The sequence below is a fragment of the Reinekea sp. G2M2-21 genome (assembly GCF_015687175.1).
Classification (GTDB): domain Bacteria; phylum Pseudomonadota; class Gammaproteobacteria; order Pseudomonadales; family Natronospirillaceae; genus Reinekea.
Genome location: NZ_JADPQG010000008.1, coordinates 23,651 through 41,117 on the forward strand (window position 1 = coordinate 23,651; position 17,467 = coordinate 41,117).

The window sequence follows — 17,467 nt, forward strand, 5'->3', positions numbered from 1 at the left end:
GAGCGACTATGAGTAAGAAAAGCGTACTGATTAATGGCCGGACGGCTGTTCATGCTGACAGTGGTGGTGTTTTGAATACCATCGATGTTTGTCTCACTCGTGTTGGTAACTCTGTAGTACCTATTCCATACCCTAATGTGGCACAAAGTAAAGATGCCGATAAAACCGCCAGCAGTGTGTTCATCAATGGTCAGCCTGCGTGCACGAAAGACAGTGTGTTTGCCAAGAGCAAAGGCGATGAACCGGGCAACAAAAAAGGTGTTAAATCTGGCACCAAGGGTGATGAAGCGTCTTTTATCATGGGCAGCAGTAATGTTTTCATTGAAGGTGTAGCCGCCGTCCGGGCAATGGATATGATGGTGTCCAATAAGCAAAACACCCCCCCCATGCCTTTGATGCAACCTATGGGGTTACCTCCTTTGCCAAAAGGTATTCAGGCGCCGGAAGAAATGGACATCAGTGAGGGACCCGATGGGATGGAATGGCAGGTGGAAGGTGAATTTGAAGCGGGTTCCCAAATGGTGATGATCGAAGAAGAAGGAATATTAGAATATTCAAGCCCCCTTAATATGGAGAGTGAATAAATGAACATGGCAGTTAGTTCAATACAGAGTATTAAGCGGAGTCGTTACTACAAGGTTTTACGCCAGCCGACCATGGATGGGTGCGATCCCATTCTACTTCCACTCGGTCTTTATGATTCGAAACCGAATGAAGAGGTAGACGGCTCTTCCGAATCGTCAGTCAGATCGATACAAGTGGGTATACAAGCGTTAAATGCAGAAGAAGGTGAAATAATTGAAGGCTACATGCCAGAAGGTTGGCTCTATGTCTTCGTGAACGGGTATTTATGGCATGAGTACGAAGTTGATAGTCATGGAGATTTTTGCGGAATTGATCTGCGCTATCAACAAACATTAGATCACCGAAGTGCGACGGGGGTACCCTCAAAAAATATTGTGATACCGACCCGTATGGAAGGTGAAGATACCGAAGTACAGATTGCATTTTCGCACGTTCAATGGTCTTGGCGACGAGTTCTTAGTTTGGGTGGAATGAACCCAGAAGATATACGCTATCGTCATTGGGTTAAAAATGGTGAGCTGTTAAGCACCATAGCCCCTAAGTATAGATTTATAGAATCTTATCAAGCCTTGTCAGACTACAACAACTTGGCTTCAGCGGATGATATTCAAGTTGGCCAGTGGCTAAAGCTACGAGATCCAGACACCCCACATGCAGATTCGGACGCTAATCGAAGCAAAAGGATGGGTAAACCATTGTCTGAACAAGCGAAGGGAGATGAGCTGCATATTGCAATTCAAGACCCGCTTGGCGCTGTCGATCTATTAAATAATGCAATGTTGGCAATTCACATTCAAGTCCAGGCATTGGTCGATGAAATGAATGGTGCCGCTCTGGATCCATCTGGATTTATTATGCAGCAAGTTCGCAAAGAAACCTTGATGCAAGGTGCGCCAGACTATGTGCCTGCTGAACACAACGCATTTGGAATACCAGAAAACGCTACCCGGAAAGATTATCAGCAAGTTACACAAATGGCGCAGATCATCTACCCAATGTTGTTTGACGAAAAATCCTTCGAAGGGTTGGATAGCGACGCGAAGAGTTACTTGGAAGATGCAAAGGACGATATAAGCCAAGAAGACATTGAAGGTTGGCTACACATCAATGAGCGAAAACAACATCGAGAGCATTACCGAAGTATTCAGACCTTGTTAATCGATTATTTGCTCGATTCCGAAACTCCCTATAGTGAATGTTCATTTTATCTGTCTGTTTGGGATTGCCTTGAAGACTATGCATGGGCGCCAGTGGTAACTTACAGCCAGCTTTGGGCTAGAACGAATGACCTACTTGACCTCATTCTTACTGATCCTAACAATCAAGATTATAGTTATGACGCTCCAACCTTAGTTAAAAAAGAAAGAGAGGAATACGGAACACCAGGAGTTGAAGTGTTAGATGCTCTTTTTTCCCCCAACCACCCTGCGCATGAGTGGCTATTTGCAAGCAGTGACGATGTCGATGTTACGTCAGCCGAGTCGATCACGGCAGAAGTAAGTTCAGAACCAATTGAATCAGCGAAGATGCGGCTCGGAGACTTTCAAGCATCGTTGAAAATATTAATGAGTGACCAAGAGCCTAACGCAAACACCGTTGTTGGACTCATGAGAAAGCCGAGTGTCGGCATACCGGATGTAGTTGATCGGTTTTTAAAAATCATAACAAATTACAATAAACTTCACGCGTTAAAATCGAGTGACCTACGAACAATTGATGTCGATGGGTTATTTACCCTGTACTGCAAATCTACTGGGATGCCGGTGCTTTCAAAAGTTCATCTGATTGAAGCCGGAGCAGATATGAAAGGGGTTATTGCGCCTGGGGCCTATCGAGTTAAAAACCACATTCGATTAGATGCCGAAGTTGAGTTGCAGCGTGCAGGAAAACGAGCTGCAACAAAAAGCCAGTACAATGGGAATACGTCTCACTTGATCGATGGATTCGACGAAGCAGGAAACAAGATCGCTAGTAATACCATCGCAGATTTAAGACCTTATAATGGGCCGGTCATCGATACTCCGGAAGTTCGCTGGACAGACGTTTGGAGTAATCGGGTCGCTAACACAGAAGGCACAATTACCTATACCGCAAAATCTAGGATGATCGTAACACCTGTGACCGAATGGACTGAAAATATGTCTAAGCGGTTATGTCAGTGGGCGAGCACTAAAACAAGCTTACAAACAGCTTATAAAGGTATTCCTTCGGCACTGTTGTTTTTAGAAGTGTTCAGCCTGGGGCAAGCCTTGGCCGATCTAAACAATGAAAAAATTTCCAATGTAGAAAAAAGCTATATAGTCGGGAAACACATAACTTTTGTGACGGTAGCTGCTATTGAAGCCGTCGAAATGTGGAAAGGAAGCGACGGTGTTATTGCGTTAATGAAAAAGTACTCGGGCAGCTTAGGAGCTCTCGGCGGCAAGGAAATGACCATGCGCATTTCCAGCAAAATAACGCTATCGTTTCCATACTATAAGTTTTTAGGTGTTGCCGTATCCGTTATTGCAGCGATTGATTGCGGTATCAATACGTTTCGGCTTGCACAGAAACATGATGCCGATGCAGCCATTGCCATGGGCATATCTGGTCTTATGGGTTTGTCTTCAGCAGGACTGTTTTTTATCGCCGCGAACTCAACCGCAGCGGTAGCCGCTTGGATCCCTATTTGGGGTTGGATCCTAGCCGTAGGCGCCATACTCGCAGGCTTAATTGCGATGTGGTTGACCGACAGTTTGTTTGAGTCATGGGCAAAACACTGTCCATTTTCTGGCAGCACATCAAGACGATTAGGTCATGATGATTACGACACCATCGAAAAACTCTACAATGGATTGCAAAACCTTTTCTTCTGTCCATCAGTTTCACTAGCAGAACGTGAAATTCGAGAAAATATTTTTGAAGTGACAGTTACTATTCAGCACCCATCCTTTATTAACCACAAGAGTACTATTGATTGGTCAATCTCTGCAAGCTATGCAGATATTTCAAATAACCGACAATGGGGTGGTTATCGTAATGACAAAACGTACACGGAAGATGACTTCAGTAGAGCGTTAAAAAGCTCAATCGTCTTAGGTGATAAGGAGCAACCTACGGGCTTGAAGCTCATCTATCATTTTGAGATGCCTGAACTAAATAATGTCATTACCGAATTCATTGCGAAGCATCATCTGTTTATTCATTTTCGAGTAAGGCATATCATTCCTTCTGGTTTAAGTTTACCAATTGATAACAGTGACACCGATGATACTTATGGTGATGGCGAAGGTTGGGTGCTTGAACGATTAACGATAGTAGATTAAGACATTCAACCGGTCACTTTCCTGTAGTGACTGCTAACTTTCATGTTATTGAGCGGCAAATTTTATGGAAATTACGTTTGACGATATATTGAGTGAACTCCGGCTATCAAAAAAGGGAGCTGATTTAGCTTGAAGTCACCATTGTATCGGAACTTTCCGATTGAAATTGCAGAGTTGATTTCTATTTACTCGCCAGATTCCGATGCAAAGCATCGACTAAGAATGGTTTTTGAACACAGCTTCAATGCAGTAGGCAAGGACAATATACTTTGGCCAATTTATCCGTATGACTCTGCCGTCCGTCACTGGCTAAGTTTGTTCGTGGCTCCACTGGTCTTAGCTCTGCTCGTCATGGCTTTTCCTCTATTTCTGTACCACATCATAGATTGGTTGCGTCTACCAACGAAAGAGTTTATGAGGTTGGCGTGGTCTTTAGAAATGCTATTTATACCGAGCGCGTTGTTGCTGTTATTTGGGCATCGTTATTCAAAGCGTAAAGCAAGATCTGCTGAGTTAACACTAGAGTTTCTCAACCTCATATTAGATAGAACGAACCAATTTGCTCACGTAAAGAGACCCGATGGCTCCTTCTACGCCGTACCTTGGGGGGGTGTCGAAATGGGTATGAGAAGAGGGAATGCTCCTCCAAACGTCATCGCTTATGATTTGTATTGGAAAGAAGCCAGCGGAAATTTGATTGGTTTTATTCGTTCACTAAAAGAAGATATTCCGGGTCAAATTAAAGCCTACGAACAATTTATGAGTTTGGATAAACCCTTACCGGACATTCCTATCCTTGAGCGATACCGAAAAGAGGATGAAGTGACCTTGAGAGAAGATCAGAAAAACGAGAGATTCAGCCATTTCTGGAGCGCGCTCACTATGCCGAGTATTCGGCAATTGTGGTCTATGCAACTAGATGAAGTTAATTTCTTGAATGTCCAGCGAACTGAATCGGAGATAGTAGATGGACAAAGCAGGCTTAAGCAAGAGAACTTAAAACGAAAATTTGTAATTGGTTTGCTCACGTTTCCAGTCGCATTAATGATTGGGTTATCGGGCATCATTCAAGAAGGGCTTTACGGATATAGTCTATTAGCCTACGGCCAATTGCATATAGGAAGTCGATTGGCCTACCTATTCTCTTTAGCTTTAGAGTGGGGGTTTTGGTTAGGTATGGCTTTCGCTTTGTCTTGGCTCATTTGGGTTATTGCAGTTTTCATAATCAGGCGATAAGGTTAAAGTTTCCGTTTTGCAAAGTAAACCAACATCAGCTAGGTAACTTAGCGTTATCAAGTTATGCAATAACCTGCTGGCTTACATCCTTCTTTAGAAAAAAATTTCAATATGCATTTTATATCCTGGAGCTTTATCCATGAACTCGAAAATCAACGCACCTTTTTCACCCAAAGGACTGTTGGTGTCATCGCTTACCGCGGTTTTGCTGTGCCTTTTCGCCTTGTCGATTTATGAAGAAAGCATGTATACCTCTATTTATCGTTGGGCTGGAAGTATTCCTAGCGATCTGAAGTGGCTTTCGGTTGCTGAGATAGCAGAATACAAAAGTAGTTATGGCGGAAAGCATTGGATAACGAAAGAAGCTTTTACATTTGGTCTCTCGGTAGGCGTTCTAATCGCATGTGCCCTTTGGGTCGGGGTTCTACTTATTAAGCACCATTGGAGGACAGCGGCATTTCTGATGTTTGTTGTGTTCGTGGTTTCTATGTTCGCTGTGTTTGGTTCGATTGCTCAAGCCGCACGTCAGTGGCCAATGGAAGAATTCAATCTGTCCATCATGTCTGAAATTGATGACGCATTTATGATATCCAGTGATATGGTCTCAGACCAATCGACTATAAACATTGAAGTTCCAAATCTCGATATATTGCAGGTGAGCGATCGTGTTGTTATCTATGGTATTAAGAGGCATTTGTTTAACTCAGTGATACCCCTTCGAATTGACAATCCCTATTTCGGGAGGAGGTTTTCCAATGAGTTTTCTTCTTCGATAGAAATGTTGGATGTTCCTGAAGGATTTAAGCAGTGTTTGGACAGCCTAAATGATGATCTTGCTAAAGTCGGTGGGGTAGTGGGAGCAGAACGGTTATTGAGTCGAAAAGAGAATCTATCCGAGCCTCAAGATGAGGTTATTCGGTTTCTAACACTGAAGTATCGTGACTACGCATTTGTTGTTGTTCAATTGACTGAACAAGCAACTGCAAAAGGTTTTTCCAGCACAGGCGGTCTCGAATTGGTTGTTGAGAAGGGCTATACAAGTGAAACAAATATTGTCGAACAATACACTGTTGTTCAAGCGGTTCATGAATACGCACCGTACGAGCTTTCTGCTCCCGACGCCATGTTTGACAGCCTAGTTAACTACGGCCCTACTCGCGAATGGCGCAGCTTTAAGGATAGAATCGGAAAGCTAGTCAACACTTGGCAGCTCGTTTTTGGAAAGAGCATTCTTGAAAATGCAATAGATGACAGCAAGGCATGTCGCCTGATTTCATGATTAGACGAATAGAGCTTAAGTTTTTAGCAAATTTTACTCCAATTTCCGTTGAAAAGTTGGCAAAACAACCAACGCGGAGCAGATCAATATTGGCATCGAACTGCGGCAAATGACTGGTGGTGCAGCAGACAACGGTCCGTCGGTGCGGAGTGGTTTTTTAGAACGAAAAAGATAGAACTACCTGTAAATTACCAGAACATGGTGGACCTACTAGTGAGAGTGTCGCATAAAACTATGGCGTCGAAAACTACATCTTTTTTTAGTTTACAGTGACTTTGATTAAGACAATAAGTCTGATCTGGGTTGGTCAATACTCAGCTGGCACGCAACCTGAGCGAAACAACGATGACAGAAATAACGACTAGTGAACATTTTAGTAAATGCAAATCAGTCAACGCGTCATTTTTTTCACAAACACAACCACGAACAAGGCCAACGTGAAGCTTCCGGTGAAGGCTTCAGCGGCCGCAAAGAAGCGGCTATAACCCACGGGGATAATATCGCCATAGCCGAGGGTAGTGAAACTGACAACACTGTAATACAGGCAGGTTAACATATCTTTCACAATGCCATTGTCAGAGACGCTGTTCCAGCGTATCAGCTGGCCCTGTTCCAGAACGCCAAAAAAGTAGAACGCGATGGATGTAAATAAAATGACAGTCCAGGAAAAGTAGATAACATTCATTGGCCGTTCGCCGTAACCGCAGGTTAAGTCGACAAATTTCGAAATAGCCCGTTTGACTGACCACTTCGGGTGTTGCTTTCGTTTAGCGGTCATTTCTTTGTGAAAGAAATGACCGGCCATATCAACTAAACCTTGATGGGCAGCCACGTTGCGAATGTTACGACAGATCTCTTCGGTCTGTTCTAAATAGTCGTAAGCGAGGCTCAGGTTGTCTTCTTTGAGTGCATCCTCGGCCCGTTGTTCCTGCAGCAGTTTCTCTCCCCAGATAACATTTTCTATTTTAGCGCCAGTCAATTTGGTGCCGAGTAGATTAACATCTTTCAAGTTGGTGTAATGCAAGTTGGCATCGCATAGGTTGGCTTTCATTAACGAGGCGCCACGCAGATCGGCCATAAACAGATGAGCACCGTGTAAGTCGGCGCGGTACAGGTCGACATAGCGTAAGTCATAGCCTTTGTGTTCACCACGTTTAACTAAGTTAATGCCTTCTAAATTAGCCCCTTTTAGCGCAAACCCTTCCAAACTGTGCCCACTGCGGGCGAGGGCCTCCAGTTCCTGACTGTATTTCGGATCCGTTTTTTCCTGGGTAGGGTCGTGCCAAAAGCAAAGGCCATTCCCTGCTGCTGGATGAGGGCATTGCTCGTTGTTCTTCAGTAGGTAGCCACATTGCGCCATGGTGCTATCCTCTTTAGGGAGGGTTACGGTGATATGCATTCAGTCTAGCAGTTCAATAAATATGAGTTAGTGAAATGGAGGTAGGTATGGCTTGGTCTGATTTTTCCTGGTGGACGTTGTTAGTCGCCGCTATCGTGCAGATGGCGGGTGGAATGCTCTGGTATGGTCCGATATTTGGACGGGCCTGGATGCAGGCGATGAGTATTGATCCGGATGACAAAGCAAAAATAGCGGAGATGCAAAAAACGGCCGGTCCCGGTTATGCGGCCTCTCTGATTTTTGCGGTGGTGTTCGGTTATGTGGTTGATGTGTTGCTCGCCTCTTTGCTAATCAGCAGTGTTTTTTCGGCTTTAGCCGCAGTGTTTGGCCTTTGGGTTGCCTTCACGTTAGCAAATACCTCAAAAGCGGTGTTTTGGGGGGAAATGAACCCTCGGGTTTTGGCAATTAACAGCGGTTTCGAAGTCCTGTTTGTTGGCTTGGTCACGGTTGCTGCTTTCATTCTTTAAGCGAAAAGCTGGGCAGATCAGAATATCCCTGCAGCGCCCTTCGCAATAAAAAATACACCGAGAGTCGACAGTAGTGTGCGACTGAAAAACTGAAATTGCGCTTCGTTAACGCGGTGCAGGAGCGATGTGCCAGCCCGAGTGCCGAGCATAGCCAAACCAATCACACCCAGGAGTACCCAAGCATTTATCTCGGATTGCTGCCAATGCTGTCGGTAAACCGAAAGGTAAAAGGTGATGCGGACAAAATGCCCCATTGCCTGAGTCATCGCTTTGGTCGCCACGATCTGAAACCGGTTTAACGAGGTTTTCTGGTAAAACATATCCAGTAGAGGTCCCGCTACGCCAACAAACAATTGTAGTGCGGTAACCAGAAAGCCGGACGCGATGGCATGGCTGGTTTTTGTCGTGTCCAGCGCCATGTTTTTGGGAATAAAGTGACTGGAGAGGGCCATGGCGCCCAACAGGAAATAAAAAAGTGACTTATTGATGGTGACTTGCCAGTACACAAACAACAGCGCGACTGCGACCATTCCAATACTGTAGCGGTGGATAATGCGCCATTGAATGGTATGTTTGTGCAGTAAAGCGCGATAACTGTTTGCCGTAAATTGTGCACTGGCATGCAGTAACAGCGCTGCGGACAGTGGCACAAACATAGCCAGGCTCGCCGCGAGCAGGATACCGCCGCCCATCCCTAAAATTCCCGATAAAAGGCTGGTGAGGAACACCGCAGTAAAAATCAATAATACCGTCAATGCGAATACTCCACAGTACGTTAGCAAGCTTGCGTTGGTGACATTGCTCAGTTTGCACAGGTCTTTTAGTTGCAAAAAGCGAAAGTTTGGACAGAATTACATTCCTAAATGGAAAGTAATCTGGCAGGGTGAGTCCGTATTCGGTGAAGGGGGTGAGATGTTCGCGCAGATGGAATCTTTGATCGTGTTCGCTAATAGCGACAGTATGGCAGACGCTGCGGCACGGTTGCGGGTGAGTCAATCAGCACTGAGTAAACGAATACGTGCCCTGGAGCAGCAACTGGGTTACCCATTGCTGGAACACCAGGGGCGACGCGCTGTTCTTACAGTGCCAGCGCGTCAGTTGCTGCAAGATTTGGAACCGCTGATGGCTCAGATGGCGGATGTGCTTCGGGCCCGTACGAGTCCAGATAAAACCCGGTTGGGAATAGCCCTCGCTGATGCGATTATGGTGTCTTGGGGGGCTGTACTGATGGCGGATCTTGCGCGCGAATTCCCGGATATAAGCTTCGATATTCACAGTCACCGAACGGCTGTCATCGTGGAGCGGTTAAGCCGGGGAAGGTATCAAATGGGCATTTGTACCGGCAATGTCTCCGCAACCGATGGTCTTGTTGTGATGCCATTGGTCGACGAGCCTATGTCCATTATTTGCGGTACCGGCATGGAAGCGCAGTTTGTCGCTTGGCAGCGAGGCGCAACTTCGCTAGAGGTTTGCTGTATCGAGCAAAAGTCCGCGATGTGGGCATTCCTTGCCCCACATTTTGACGCTTGGCATTTATCTCCGGTGGCAACATTAGAGTCTTCGGTCGGTGTCGCACGTTTGGCGGCAGAGGGCTATTGCCATGCATTAGTACCGAGTGGTGTCGCCAACGTGATTGCGCCTGTGCAGACGCAAGTAAGGCTGCAACCAGGATCCGTGTCATTTCCGGTGCAGGGTAGGTTGGAGCGTCCCTGCTCTTTAGTTTCAAGGAAGACGGTTATTAACCATCCCGTCTATAGCCGCGTTTATCAATATATTCAGCAACGCGTGGCGCAATTGGTCCTTGTGTGATTGAGTATGCTTGGTTATGTGAGTTGCATCACAATCATGAACAATAGTGTCGGTATTTTTTACGTGAAGATCGTCAGTAGAGCATGTGCATGTCGAAATGCTTTTCAGTCATAACTAAGTCGTTTTTATGAAAATACAATAAAATCATAGGGTTATCGAGTTGGCCTAACTTTTGCTTTTTGTGAAGCCGATCACAAAATTGGCTTTAAATGGATGTTGATAATGAGCAAAAAACTATGGATCAGCGCGACATTGGGCGCTTCACTTTTAACGCTTTCTGTGCCAGCGCACGCATTGGTATTGGGAACTGAAGTCACCATCAATGACCAAGACCCGATCTATGCCGGTACAGCCACCAATGAAGATAACGAAGCGGAACCAGGAATGGTTCAGTCGCAAGTCTGGGATTTGGAAGGCTTCTTCCTGGAAGGCACCACTCTGAGCATGGTCGGCGGTTATAACTACTGGAGTGGCCAAGCATCCGGTTCTGGCAATGGCGGCACGGACGGTGACGGTATTTTCAGTTCCGGTGATCTGTTTCTATCTGTTGGCAAGCCACTGTTCGGCGCTTCAGATGTTGCCAATGGTGCTGCAAACGGAAACGTCGTTGAAAGCAACAGTTACGGTTATGACTATGTGTTTGACCTGGACTTTGATACCAACGCTTGGAGCCTGTATGCGATAGACGAAAGCACAGATGTGGTCACGTCTTATTATCGCCAGAACTACCAATCGAATCCTTGGCAGTTTGAAGCAACCTCGGGCATGCAGAGTCTGGCAAGCGGCTCTATATTTGGGTCTGAATCACAAACCTATTCCGACGCTGAAACCGGAAAAAGCAGCTGGAATGGTGGCACGCACTACGTTGCCGGTCTGGACCTGACCGCTTTGTATGCGCAGTTGTCTGGAGATGAGACGTTATTTGCTCACTTCACCATGGAATGTGGCAACGACAACCTGATGGGCTCTTGGGAATACACCGATGTACCAGAACCAGCAACCTTCGCTTTGTTTACGATGGGCTTAGGTGGTTTGTATCTGTCTCGCCGTAAAACCAAAAAGGCAGCGAAAACCGCTTAATGCTCTGATAAGCGTAAAAAAAAACCGGTATTAGCCGGTTTTTTTGTGCCCACAAAGGCTGTTACATCGATAAGCAGTACGGCTAATATTAAGAACCTTGAAGCTTATAAAGAGCCAAATTGGAAACTGATGAACACACCGGGTTTCGATAAATCGTCGCCGTCCAGGTTGTTGATGCTCGGATCGGTGGCCAGTCGATAAGAAGCCCCGACGCCAATTTCCATGAAATCTGTGACGTTGATTTCAACCTGGCTGCTGATCTCGGAAATCAGAAATGTTCCTGTATCCGAGGATTGATTACTGGAATCAATCACATGAACACCACCTGCACCCAGTAAGATCTGTGTGTCGACGTGGACAAGCGCTTCCGGGTTGTAGGTATAGCCGAACATAAAGCCGCCATAACCCATTTCCAGTTTCTCATCGACGCCCCAGTTCAGTTCGTTCACCAATCCATAGCCGGCGCCGCCGATCATGATGGAATGCTTACCGGTAGTGAAGGTTGCACCGCCACCACCGCCAATTTCAAATGTTTGCTCGCCTTTGATCTGGCTGGTTTTGAAAATTGGGCCGCCAAAGCCACCAACCCGGGCGTTATCGAGGTCAATCAATGTGTCTTTCGCAAAGGCATGGGTACCGACAAGTCCAGTTGCGATAACGACGACGGCTGCCGACAAAGAATTGAGTAAGTACTTGTTCATTGAAAAACCTCCTTGGAATAATGGTAGGTAGCTTACGCTCCGAAAGTGAACCATAGCTGAATAGTCATGGCAGTATGGCTGCAATACGCGGCATGCATAAGTGCAGTAGGTCATTGCATACATATATGACTAATGACCACTGCAACTCGGGTCCCTGCGTATCACCAGAAAGGCCATAAGGCATGTTACTCGTGGCCGGATTGGGTGCCGTCCGCAGCTATATCCGACCAAACCGCAAACTCATTACCGCTTGGCTCAATGAAATGGAACCGACGCCCGCCTGGAAAATCGAAGGTGGCTTTGCTGATGACTCCTTTAGCCTGTCGTACAGCAGCTTCGCTCGCTTCCAGATTATTGCTGTAGAACACGGCCATGGCTCCACCTTGGCTGGAAACCGAGGTTAACGGCGCCCGGTAAAAACCGATTTCAACCGTGGCTGATGTGTGGGCGCAATAGTCAGGCCCCCACTGTTGAAAATTCCACTGGAATACCTGACTGAAAAAACTCTGCGTGGCTTCAAGGTCTTGCGCGGGGAACTCAAGATACGTGATCGTGTGGTGACTGAGCATAACAATGTCCCTTTGGTTAAGACGAAGATGGCTGACGTTTATGGTCGCGTGTTTATTTGTGCTTCGAGATTGGCCAGTTGCTGCTCCAGCTGTTCTATTTGTGTGCGTGTTTTGAGCAGTATTGCCTGCTGTACCTCAAATTCTTCTCGGCTGACCACATCCAGTTTGGCGAGCTGAGCTTGAATAAGCGCTCGGACATTACGCTTTATGTCTTCCGATGATTGCTTGCTTTGGCCAAGTAAATCATTGACTTGCTCGCTGATTCGATCAAGAAAATCTTCCGGTGTTCTCATTTTTTAACCTCTGGCTTTAGGGCCGCATTCGATTGATTCAAAATTGGGCTTTCTTGGAGCCCAAAGGCGCACTACTAAAGTGCGGTGAACCATAATGGTGCGTCGCGTTGTCGTGGTTTTCGCTGTGAAAGGCGCTAAGTCATTGATTTAAAGCGATATTTAAAATTGGCACGGCCTTCGCTATAGACAAAGTATCACTGTGCATAGCAACGAACACAATGCACTGAGATTGCATTGTAAGTGCATATAAACAGTATCTCTAGACCCACAATAACCACATAGGTCGGAGATGCGCTAACAGAAACGTCTGCAAAGCAGGCTCTGATATAGGCCACCGGAGTATATCAGAGACTTCTTTGAAGACGATTTGGGTCAAAATACGTGGAGCATAAAAAATGAAATTAGTTTCCGCCATCATCAAGCCCTTCAAGTTGGACGACGTCCGTGAAGCGCTTTCTGAAATAGGTGTCCAGGGTATTACTGTGACAGAAGTTAAAGGGTTTGGCCGTCAGAAAGGTCACACAGAGTTGTACCGCGGCGCTGAATACGTAGTGGATTTTTTGCCAAAAGTGAAAGTGGAAGTTGCCATTGGTGACGACGTTGTCGATCAGGCAATCGAAGCCATTTCAAAAGCGGCGAACACTGGCAAGATTGGTGACGGCAAGATCTTCGTTTTGCCTCTTGAGCAAGCTGTTCGTATTCGTACCGGTGAAACCGGCGACGAAGCTATTTAATTTCACGACTTTGTGATCGGAGAAAAACGATGAACGAAATATTTCAATTATCTTATGCCTTAGACACCTTTTACTTCTTGGTGTGTGGCGCCCTGGTTATGTGGATGGCTGCGGGCTTTGCTATGTTGGAAGCAGGTTTGGTGCGCTCCAAAAACACCACTGAAATTCTGACAAAAAACGTCGCGCTGTACGCTATTGCCTGTTTCATGTATCTGGTTTGCGGTTACGCGATCATGTACGACGGTGGTTTCTTCTTGAGTGGAATAATGGACACAGGTGTTGTTGATTCAATAGAAGATTCAGCCTACTACGCACCATCATCCGATTTCTTTTTCCAAGTGGTGTTCGTTGCGACTGCAATGTCTATCGTGTCGGGCGCGGTGGCTGAGCGTATGAAGTTGTGGGCGTTTCTGGCATTTGCTGTTGTTATGACTGGTGTCATCTATCCTATGGAAGGTAGCTGGACTTGGGGCGGTCAAGCTGTATTTGGTATGTATGAACTGAGCATGGTTGACTTTGCCGGTTCCGGTATTGTTCATATGGCTGGCGCTGCAGCAGCCCTTGCAGGTGTCATTTTACTGGGTGCTCGTAAAGGCAAATATGGCAAGAATGGCGAAATTAACGCGATTCCTGGTGCAAACCTGCCATTGGCAACTCTGGGTACCTTCATTCTTTGGTTGGGCTGGTTTGGTTTCAACGGTGGCTCTGTACTACAGACGTCTACCATCGACTCAGCGAACGCTGTTGCTATTGTCTTCCTGAACACCAATGCCGCAGCCGCTGGTGGGGCCATTGCTGCGATGATCCTGGCGCGCATTCTGTTCAAGAAAGCTGACTTAACGATGATTTTGAACGGTGCCTTGGCAGGTCTGGTTACCATTACTGCTGGTCCTGATACGCCAACCCCACTGCAAGCGACTATCTTCGGTGCGCTGGGTGGTATCCTGGTTGTGTTCAGCATTTTGGCATTGGACAAGTTCAAGATTGATGATCCTGTTGGTGCCATCTCTGTGCACGGTGTCTGTGGTCTGCTGGGCTTGATGCTGGTGCCTGTGACTAATGATGGAGCATCTTATCTAGGCCAGTTGGGCGGCGCTGCGACTATCTTCGTATGGGTATTCGGTGCATCGTTTGTTGTCTGGGCAATTCTGAAAGCTGTTATGGGTATCCGTGTCAGCGAAGAAGAAGAGTACGAAGGTGTCGATATCGCCGAGTGTGGTATGGAAGCTTACCCTGAGTTCAACAAAGGTTAATAATAAACCTCTGAACTGATCAAATTATAAGAAAGTCAAAATCAGATAAAGGGCACCTCGGTGCCCTTTTTTTCGTCTTTGTGCTCTTTGCCATCGGTTGAGCGCCGGACCTGGTTGAAGTGATTGACCTGCTTCGATTTGCCTGCCACCCTTAGCTCAACTTAATTTAGGGCTGAATCTGAGATGAGAGTTTTCTTCCTGCTCGTATCCACCTTGCTGGTGGGCTGCGCCAATCTGTCACTAACCGATGTATACCGAAACCCAACGTTTGAATATCAATCCACCAAAATAGAGGGTGTCAGTTTCGATAATGTGGCGGGTACATCAGTGGTGCAAATACGTAACAGCAATCCATATCAGTTGCCTATCAGTCAGTTAAATGCGCAATTGTGGTTGGAGGGTGAGCCTTGGTTGGCTCTGGATAACGATGCGATTTCCGGGCTACCTGCGTCAGGTTCCGTGAATGTCTCATTTCAATGGGATCTGATATTTGATCAGCTTTTAAGTCGGGCAGTGAACGTCTATCAGGCAGGTGAGGCCGACTTTACCTTGAAGCTTTCGCCGACTTTCGCCGTGCCGGTGCTCGGTCCACAAACACTTTCCTGGAGTTCAGATTTTATCGTTCCTATTCCTAAGTTGCCGAAAGTTTCCTTACAGGACTGGCGGTTAACGAACGTCAGCTTCAGCAAGTTGACGTTAGCATTGGATGTTGCGGTTTTTAACCCCAATGTTTTTTCCATCGCAACCCAGGGGATAAAAATGGACGTTGGTAAGGACGCCCGCGCCTTGGCTGATGTGCAGCTCAGGGATGCGAACCTGCAGGCTAACGGATCGTCCACTCAGACCGTCGAGGTATCCTTGTCCATCGTCGATGTTGGCTTAACGGTTGTTAATGCGTTGAAATCAGGGCAGTGGCCGGATACGCTAGCGATGAACTGGGCAGGGGCTTGGCGCAGTCCGGAATTGGATTTTGCATTACCGGCACTGCGTGGTCGATTATAGTCGGGTTTGGCGTTCAATGGTGAAGAGGGTGATATGAAGGTAAAGAGTTTTGTCGTCATTTTGGTTTGCACGCTGTTGTCTTACGCACAAGCCTCGACACTGAGTGACGTACGTAAGAAAGGTTTTATTGCTTGCGGTGTTTCAACGGGCATTCCCGGATTTTCCAATCCTGACAGACAGGGCAACTGGAGTGGGCTGGACGTAGATGTGTGTCGAGCGGTGGCGGCGGCCGTGCTCGGCAATTCAGAGAAAGTCCGTTATATACCTCTGACACCTAAAGATCGATTCAACGCACTGCAGTCCGGTGAAATTGATATTCTGTCCCGTATTACAACCTGGACGCACAGCCGGGATACCACGCTGGATATCATATTTACCGGTGTATCCTTTTATGACGGTCAGGGTTTTATGGTGCGTAAAGACTCTGGCATTCTCTCGCCGAACGATCTTGACGGTGCTGCGATCTGCGTCCAGCAAGGTACAACGACGGAGCAAAACCTGGCGGACTATTTTCGTGAACATGAATTGCGCTACCAACCGGTGACGTTTGCGTCATCAGATCGCGCTATCAATGGTTTTAAGGCAGGCCGCTGTAATGCAGTAACGTCGGATTTGTCTCAATTGTATGCGCAACGGACAAAGCTAGAATCACCAAAAGATGCCGTGATATTACCCAGTGTGATTTCTAAAGAACCACTTGGTCCAGCCGTTCGGCAAGATGATATGCAGTGGTATAACATTGTGAAATGGTGTCTGTTCGCGTTGGTCAATGCAGAGGAGTTGGGGGTGAGCAGTCAGAATGTCGATGAAATGCGAAAATCCAACAAACCCGTGGTGCAACGGTTGTTGGGTGTAAATGCAGATACTGGCAGGGCAATGGGTTTGCCATCGGACTGGGGGTATGAAATCATCAAGCAGGTTGGTAACTACCAGGAAGTCTTTGATCGAAATGTCGGGAAAGATTCTGAATTGCAAATTGAACGTGGTTTAAATTCATTGTGGAATAATGGTGGGATTATGTTTGCGCCACCGTTGATTTAAAGCGTGATAAAGAACAACAGTAAGAAGGGAGCGATTGCTCCCTTTTTTGTCCATGATGAAAACGGAAAGAACGTATTAGTACCTGTTCAATTCAGTAAACGACGCGCTTTAACGTAACGTTGATGCCAGTACGGGTTGTTTAGGTTTGATTTGATGACGCCTTGCGATGTGGACGCGTGGATGAATTGCCCGTCGCTAGTATATATGCCCGCATGTAATTGCTTCACACTGGTTTTAAAAATCAGAATATCGCCTGCCTGAAGCTGGTCTCGTCGCACCGGCTTGCCCGAAATGGAAATTTTTTCGGTGGTTCGTGGTGTACTCATATTGAAGGCGTCCGAGAACGCTACGCCGATAAATCCTGTGCAGTCAAATCCTGAACGATCCGTACCACCATAGCGATACGGCGAACCTTTATAGTTCGCGTAAACTTTTTCCAGGCGATTAAGTGCAGGGGCGTTGGTATTCTGCGCAGTTCGAACCGGAGTGTCGTCGTTGGTCATGCTATCGACGCTCTGAAAATTTGAACAGCTGGTCATGAATACCAACAGCATTACCATGGTCATTGTCTTCATGTACGGACTCTGTTTTTGGGTTTCGTAGCGACATTATTTAATAATCTAAGATGTTATAGCAAAGACTGCTGAATTTGGCATGAATATTCACCATGTCTGCGAATGAACATTGAATTGTGTGACGGACTGCCTAATGCAC

Annotated in this window: 17 protein-coding genes; 11 read left to right on the forward strand and 6 right to left on the reverse strand. The window is 46.5% G+C overall.

What is annotated here, in order from left to right:
* The first annotated feature begins 8 nt into the window (after positions 1-8).
* The 4 genes from IYN85_RS21555 to IYN85_RS21570 all read left to right on the forward strand — a co-directional run bounded on the left by IYN85_RS21555 (position 9) and on the right by IYN85_RS21570 (position 6,405).
* Positions 9-584, forward strand: a complete 576-nt coding sequence (locus tag IYN85_RS21555) for a DUF4150 domain-containing protein (RefSeq protein ID WP_196161031.1) — start codon at positions 9-11, stop codon at positions 582-584.
* The gene (locus tag IYN85_RS21560) at positions 585-3,890 is read left to right on the forward strand and encodes a LysM peptidoglycan-binding domain-containing protein (RefSeq protein WP_196161032.1); all 3,306 of its coding nucleotides are present in this window, start codon (positions 585-587) and stop codon (positions 3,888-3,890) included.
* 129 nt (positions 3,891-4,019) lie between these two features.
* The gene (locus tag IYN85_RS21565; protein WP_196161033.1) at positions 4,020-5,126 is read left to right on the forward strand and encodes a hypothetical protein; all 1,107 of its coding nucleotides are present in this window, start codon (positions 4,020-4,022) and stop codon (positions 5,124-5,126) included.
* A gap of 139 nt (positions 5,127-5,265) precedes the next feature.
* A complete protein-coding gene (locus tag IYN85_RS21570; RefSeq protein WP_196161034.1) occupies positions 5,266-6,405 on the forward strand; it encodes a hypothetical protein in 1,140 nt (379 codons plus the stop codon).
* Positions 6,406-6,796: 391 nt separating this feature from the next.
* Here the strand turns inward: IYN85_RS21570 and IYN85_RS21575 are convergent, their stop codons facing one another.
* Positions 6,797-7,765 (reverse strand): pentapeptide repeat-containing protein, encoded by a 969-nt coding sequence (locus tag IYN85_RS21575; protein ID WP_196161035.1) that lies wholly within the window; start codon positions 7,763-7,765, stop codon positions 6,797-6,799.
* An 86-nt stretch (positions 7,766-7,851) separates the two neighbouring features.
* Here IYN85_RS21575 and IYN85_RS21580 point away from each other — a divergent pair, with 86 nt between their 5' ends.
* Positions 7,852-8,271 carry a DUF1761 domain-containing protein gene (locus tag IYN85_RS21580; RefSeq protein WP_196161036.1) on the forward strand — a complete coding sequence of 140 codons (420 nt, stop codon included), beginning with the start codon at positions 7,852-7,854 and terminating at the stop codon, positions 8,269-8,271.
* A gap of 17 nt (positions 8,272-8,288) precedes the next feature.
* Here IYN85_RS21580 and IYN85_RS21585 read toward each other — a convergent pair whose 3' ends face one another.
* Entirely contained in the window at positions 8,289-9,026 is a 738-nt protein-coding gene (locus IYN85_RS21585; protein WP_196161037.1) for a TSUP family transporter, read from the reverse strand.
* A 157-nt stretch (positions 9,027-9,183) separates the two neighbouring features.
* Here IYN85_RS21585 and IYN85_RS21590 point away from each other — a divergent pair, with 157 nt between their 5' ends.
* Both IYN85_RS21590 and IYN85_RS21595 read left to right on the forward strand, forming a co-directional pair.
* Positions 9,184-10,080, forward strand: a complete 897-nt coding sequence (locus IYN85_RS21590) for a LysR family transcriptional regulator (protein WP_196161038.1) — start codon at positions 9,184-9,186, stop codon at positions 10,078-10,080.
* Positions 10,081-10,302: 222 nt separating this feature from the next.
* Positions 10,303-11,160, forward strand: a complete 858-nt coding sequence (locus tag IYN85_RS21595) for a PEP-CTERM sorting domain-containing protein (protein ID WP_196161039.1) — start codon at positions 10,303-10,305, stop codon at positions 11,158-11,160.
* Between the two features lie 104 nt (positions 11,161-11,264).
* On the opposite strand, the gene IYN85_RS21600 is transcribed toward IYN85_RS21595, so the two are convergent.
* The 3 genes from IYN85_RS21600 to IYN85_RS21610 all read right to left on the reverse strand — a co-directional run bounded on the left by IYN85_RS21600 (position 11,265) and on the right by IYN85_RS21610 (position 12,723).
* Positions 11,265-11,861 (reverse strand): hypothetical protein, encoded by a 597-nt coding sequence (locus tag IYN85_RS21600; RefSeq protein ID WP_196161040.1) that lies wholly within the window; start codon positions 11,859-11,861, stop codon positions 11,265-11,267.
* A 185-nt stretch (positions 11,862-12,046) separates the two neighbouring features.
* The gene (locus IYN85_RS21605) at positions 12,047-12,430 is read right to left on the reverse strand and encodes a VOC family protein (RefSeq protein ID WP_196161041.1); all 384 of its coding nucleotides are present in this window, start codon (positions 12,428-12,430) and stop codon (positions 12,047-12,049) included.
* Positions 12,431-12,468: 38 nt separating this feature from the next.
* Positions 12,469-12,723, reverse strand: coding sequence for an accessory factor UbiK family protein (locus IYN85_RS21610; RefSeq protein WP_196161042.1), 255 nt, complete (start codon positions 12,721-12,723; stop codon positions 12,469-12,471).
* A gap of 395 nt (positions 12,724-13,118) precedes the next feature.
* Between IYN85_RS21610 and glnK the strand changes: the two genes are divergently transcribed.
* From glnK to IYN85_RS21630, 4 genes are all read left to right on the forward strand, one after another.
* Positions 13,119-13,457 carry a P-II family nitrogen regulator gene (glnK, locus tag IYN85_RS21615; protein WP_196161043.1) on the forward strand — a complete coding sequence of 113 codons (339 nt, stop codon included), beginning with the start codon at positions 13,119-13,121 and terminating at the stop codon, positions 13,455-13,457.
* 29 nt (positions 13,458-13,486) lie between these two features.
* Entirely contained in the window at positions 13,487-14,710 is a 1,224-nt protein-coding gene (locus IYN85_RS21620) for an ammonium transporter (RefSeq protein WP_196161044.1), read from the forward strand.
* 183 nt (positions 14,711-14,893) lie between these two features.
* Complete coding sequence (locus IYN85_RS21625; protein WP_196161045.1) at positions 14,894-15,712, forward strand: hypothetical protein; 819 nt, start codon at positions 14,894-14,896, stop codon at positions 15,710-15,712.
* 33 nt (positions 15,713-15,745) lie between these two features.
* Complete coding sequence (locus IYN85_RS21630) at positions 15,746-16,753, forward strand: amino acid ABC transporter substrate-binding protein (RefSeq protein WP_196161046.1); 1,008 nt, start codon at positions 15,746-15,748, stop codon at positions 16,751-16,753.
* Between the two features lie 86 nt (positions 16,754-16,839).
* Here IYN85_RS21630 and IYN85_RS21635 read toward each other — a convergent pair whose 3' ends face one another.
* Positions 16,840-17,328, reverse strand: coding sequence for a C40 family peptidase (locus IYN85_RS21635; RefSeq protein ID WP_230390901.1), 489 nt, complete (start codon positions 17,326-17,328; stop codon positions 16,840-16,842).
* Positions 17,329-17,467: the final 139 nt, after the last annotated feature.

Excerpts from the sequence above, each read along its gene's own strand:
- IYN85_RS21555 (WP_196161031.1), top strand. The coding sequence starts at position 9 with ATGAGTAAGAAAAGCGTACTGATTAATGGCCGGACGGCTGTTCATGCT.
- IYN85_RS21560 (WP_196161032.1), top strand. The coding sequence starts at position 585 with ATGAACATGGCAGTTAGTTCAATACAGAGTATTAAGCGGAGTCGTTAC.
- IYN85_RS21570 (WP_196161034.1), top strand. The coding sequence starts at position 5,266 with ATGAACTCGAAAATCAACGCACCTTTTTCACCCAAAGGACTGTTGGTG.
- IYN85_RS21575 (WP_196161035.1), bottom strand. The coding sequence starts at position 7,765 with ATGGCGCAATGTGGCTACCTACTGAAGAACAACGAGCAATGCCCTCAT.
- IYN85_RS21580 (WP_196161036.1), top strand. The coding sequence starts at position 7,852 with ATGGCTTGGTCTGATTTTTCCTGGTGGACGTTGTTAGTCGCCGCTATC.
- IYN85_RS21590 (WP_196161038.1), top strand. The coding sequence starts at position 9,184 with ATGTTCGCGCAGATGGAATCTTTGATCGTGTTCGCTAATAGCGACAGT.
- IYN85_RS21595 (WP_196161039.1), top strand. The coding sequence starts at position 10,303 with ATGAGCAAAAAACTATGGATCAGCGCGACATTGGGCGCTTCACTTTTA.
- IYN85_RS21600 (WP_196161040.1), bottom strand. The coding sequence starts at position 11,861 with ATGAACAAGTACTTACTCAATTCTTTGTCGGCAGCCGTCGTCGTTATC.
- IYN85_RS21605 (WP_196161041.1), bottom strand. The coding sequence starts at position 12,430 with ATGCTCAGTCACCACACGATCACGTATCTTGAGTTCCCCGCGCAAGAC.
- IYN85_RS21610 (WP_196161042.1), bottom strand. The coding sequence starts at position 12,723 with ATGAGAACACCGGAAGATTTTCTTGATCGAATCAGCGAGCAAGTCAAT.
- glnK (WP_196161043.1), top strand. The coding sequence starts at position 13,119 with ATGAAATTAGTTTCCGCCATCATCAAGCCCTTCAAGTTGGACGACGTC.
- IYN85_RS21620 (WP_196161044.1), top strand. The coding sequence starts at position 13,487 with ATGAACGAAATATTTCAATTATCTTATGCCTTAGACACCTTTTACTTC.
- IYN85_RS21625 (WP_196161045.1), top strand. The coding sequence starts at position 14,894 with ATGAGAGTTTTCTTCCTGCTCGTATCCACCTTGCTGGTGGGCTGCGCC.
- IYN85_RS21630 (WP_196161046.1), top strand. The coding sequence starts at position 15,746 with ATGAAGGTAAAGAGTTTTGTCGTCATTTTGGTTTGCACGCTGTTGTCT.
- IYN85_RS21635 (WP_230390901.1), bottom strand. The coding sequence starts at position 17,328 with ATGAAGACAATGACCATGGTAATGCTGTTGGTATTCATGACCAGCTGT.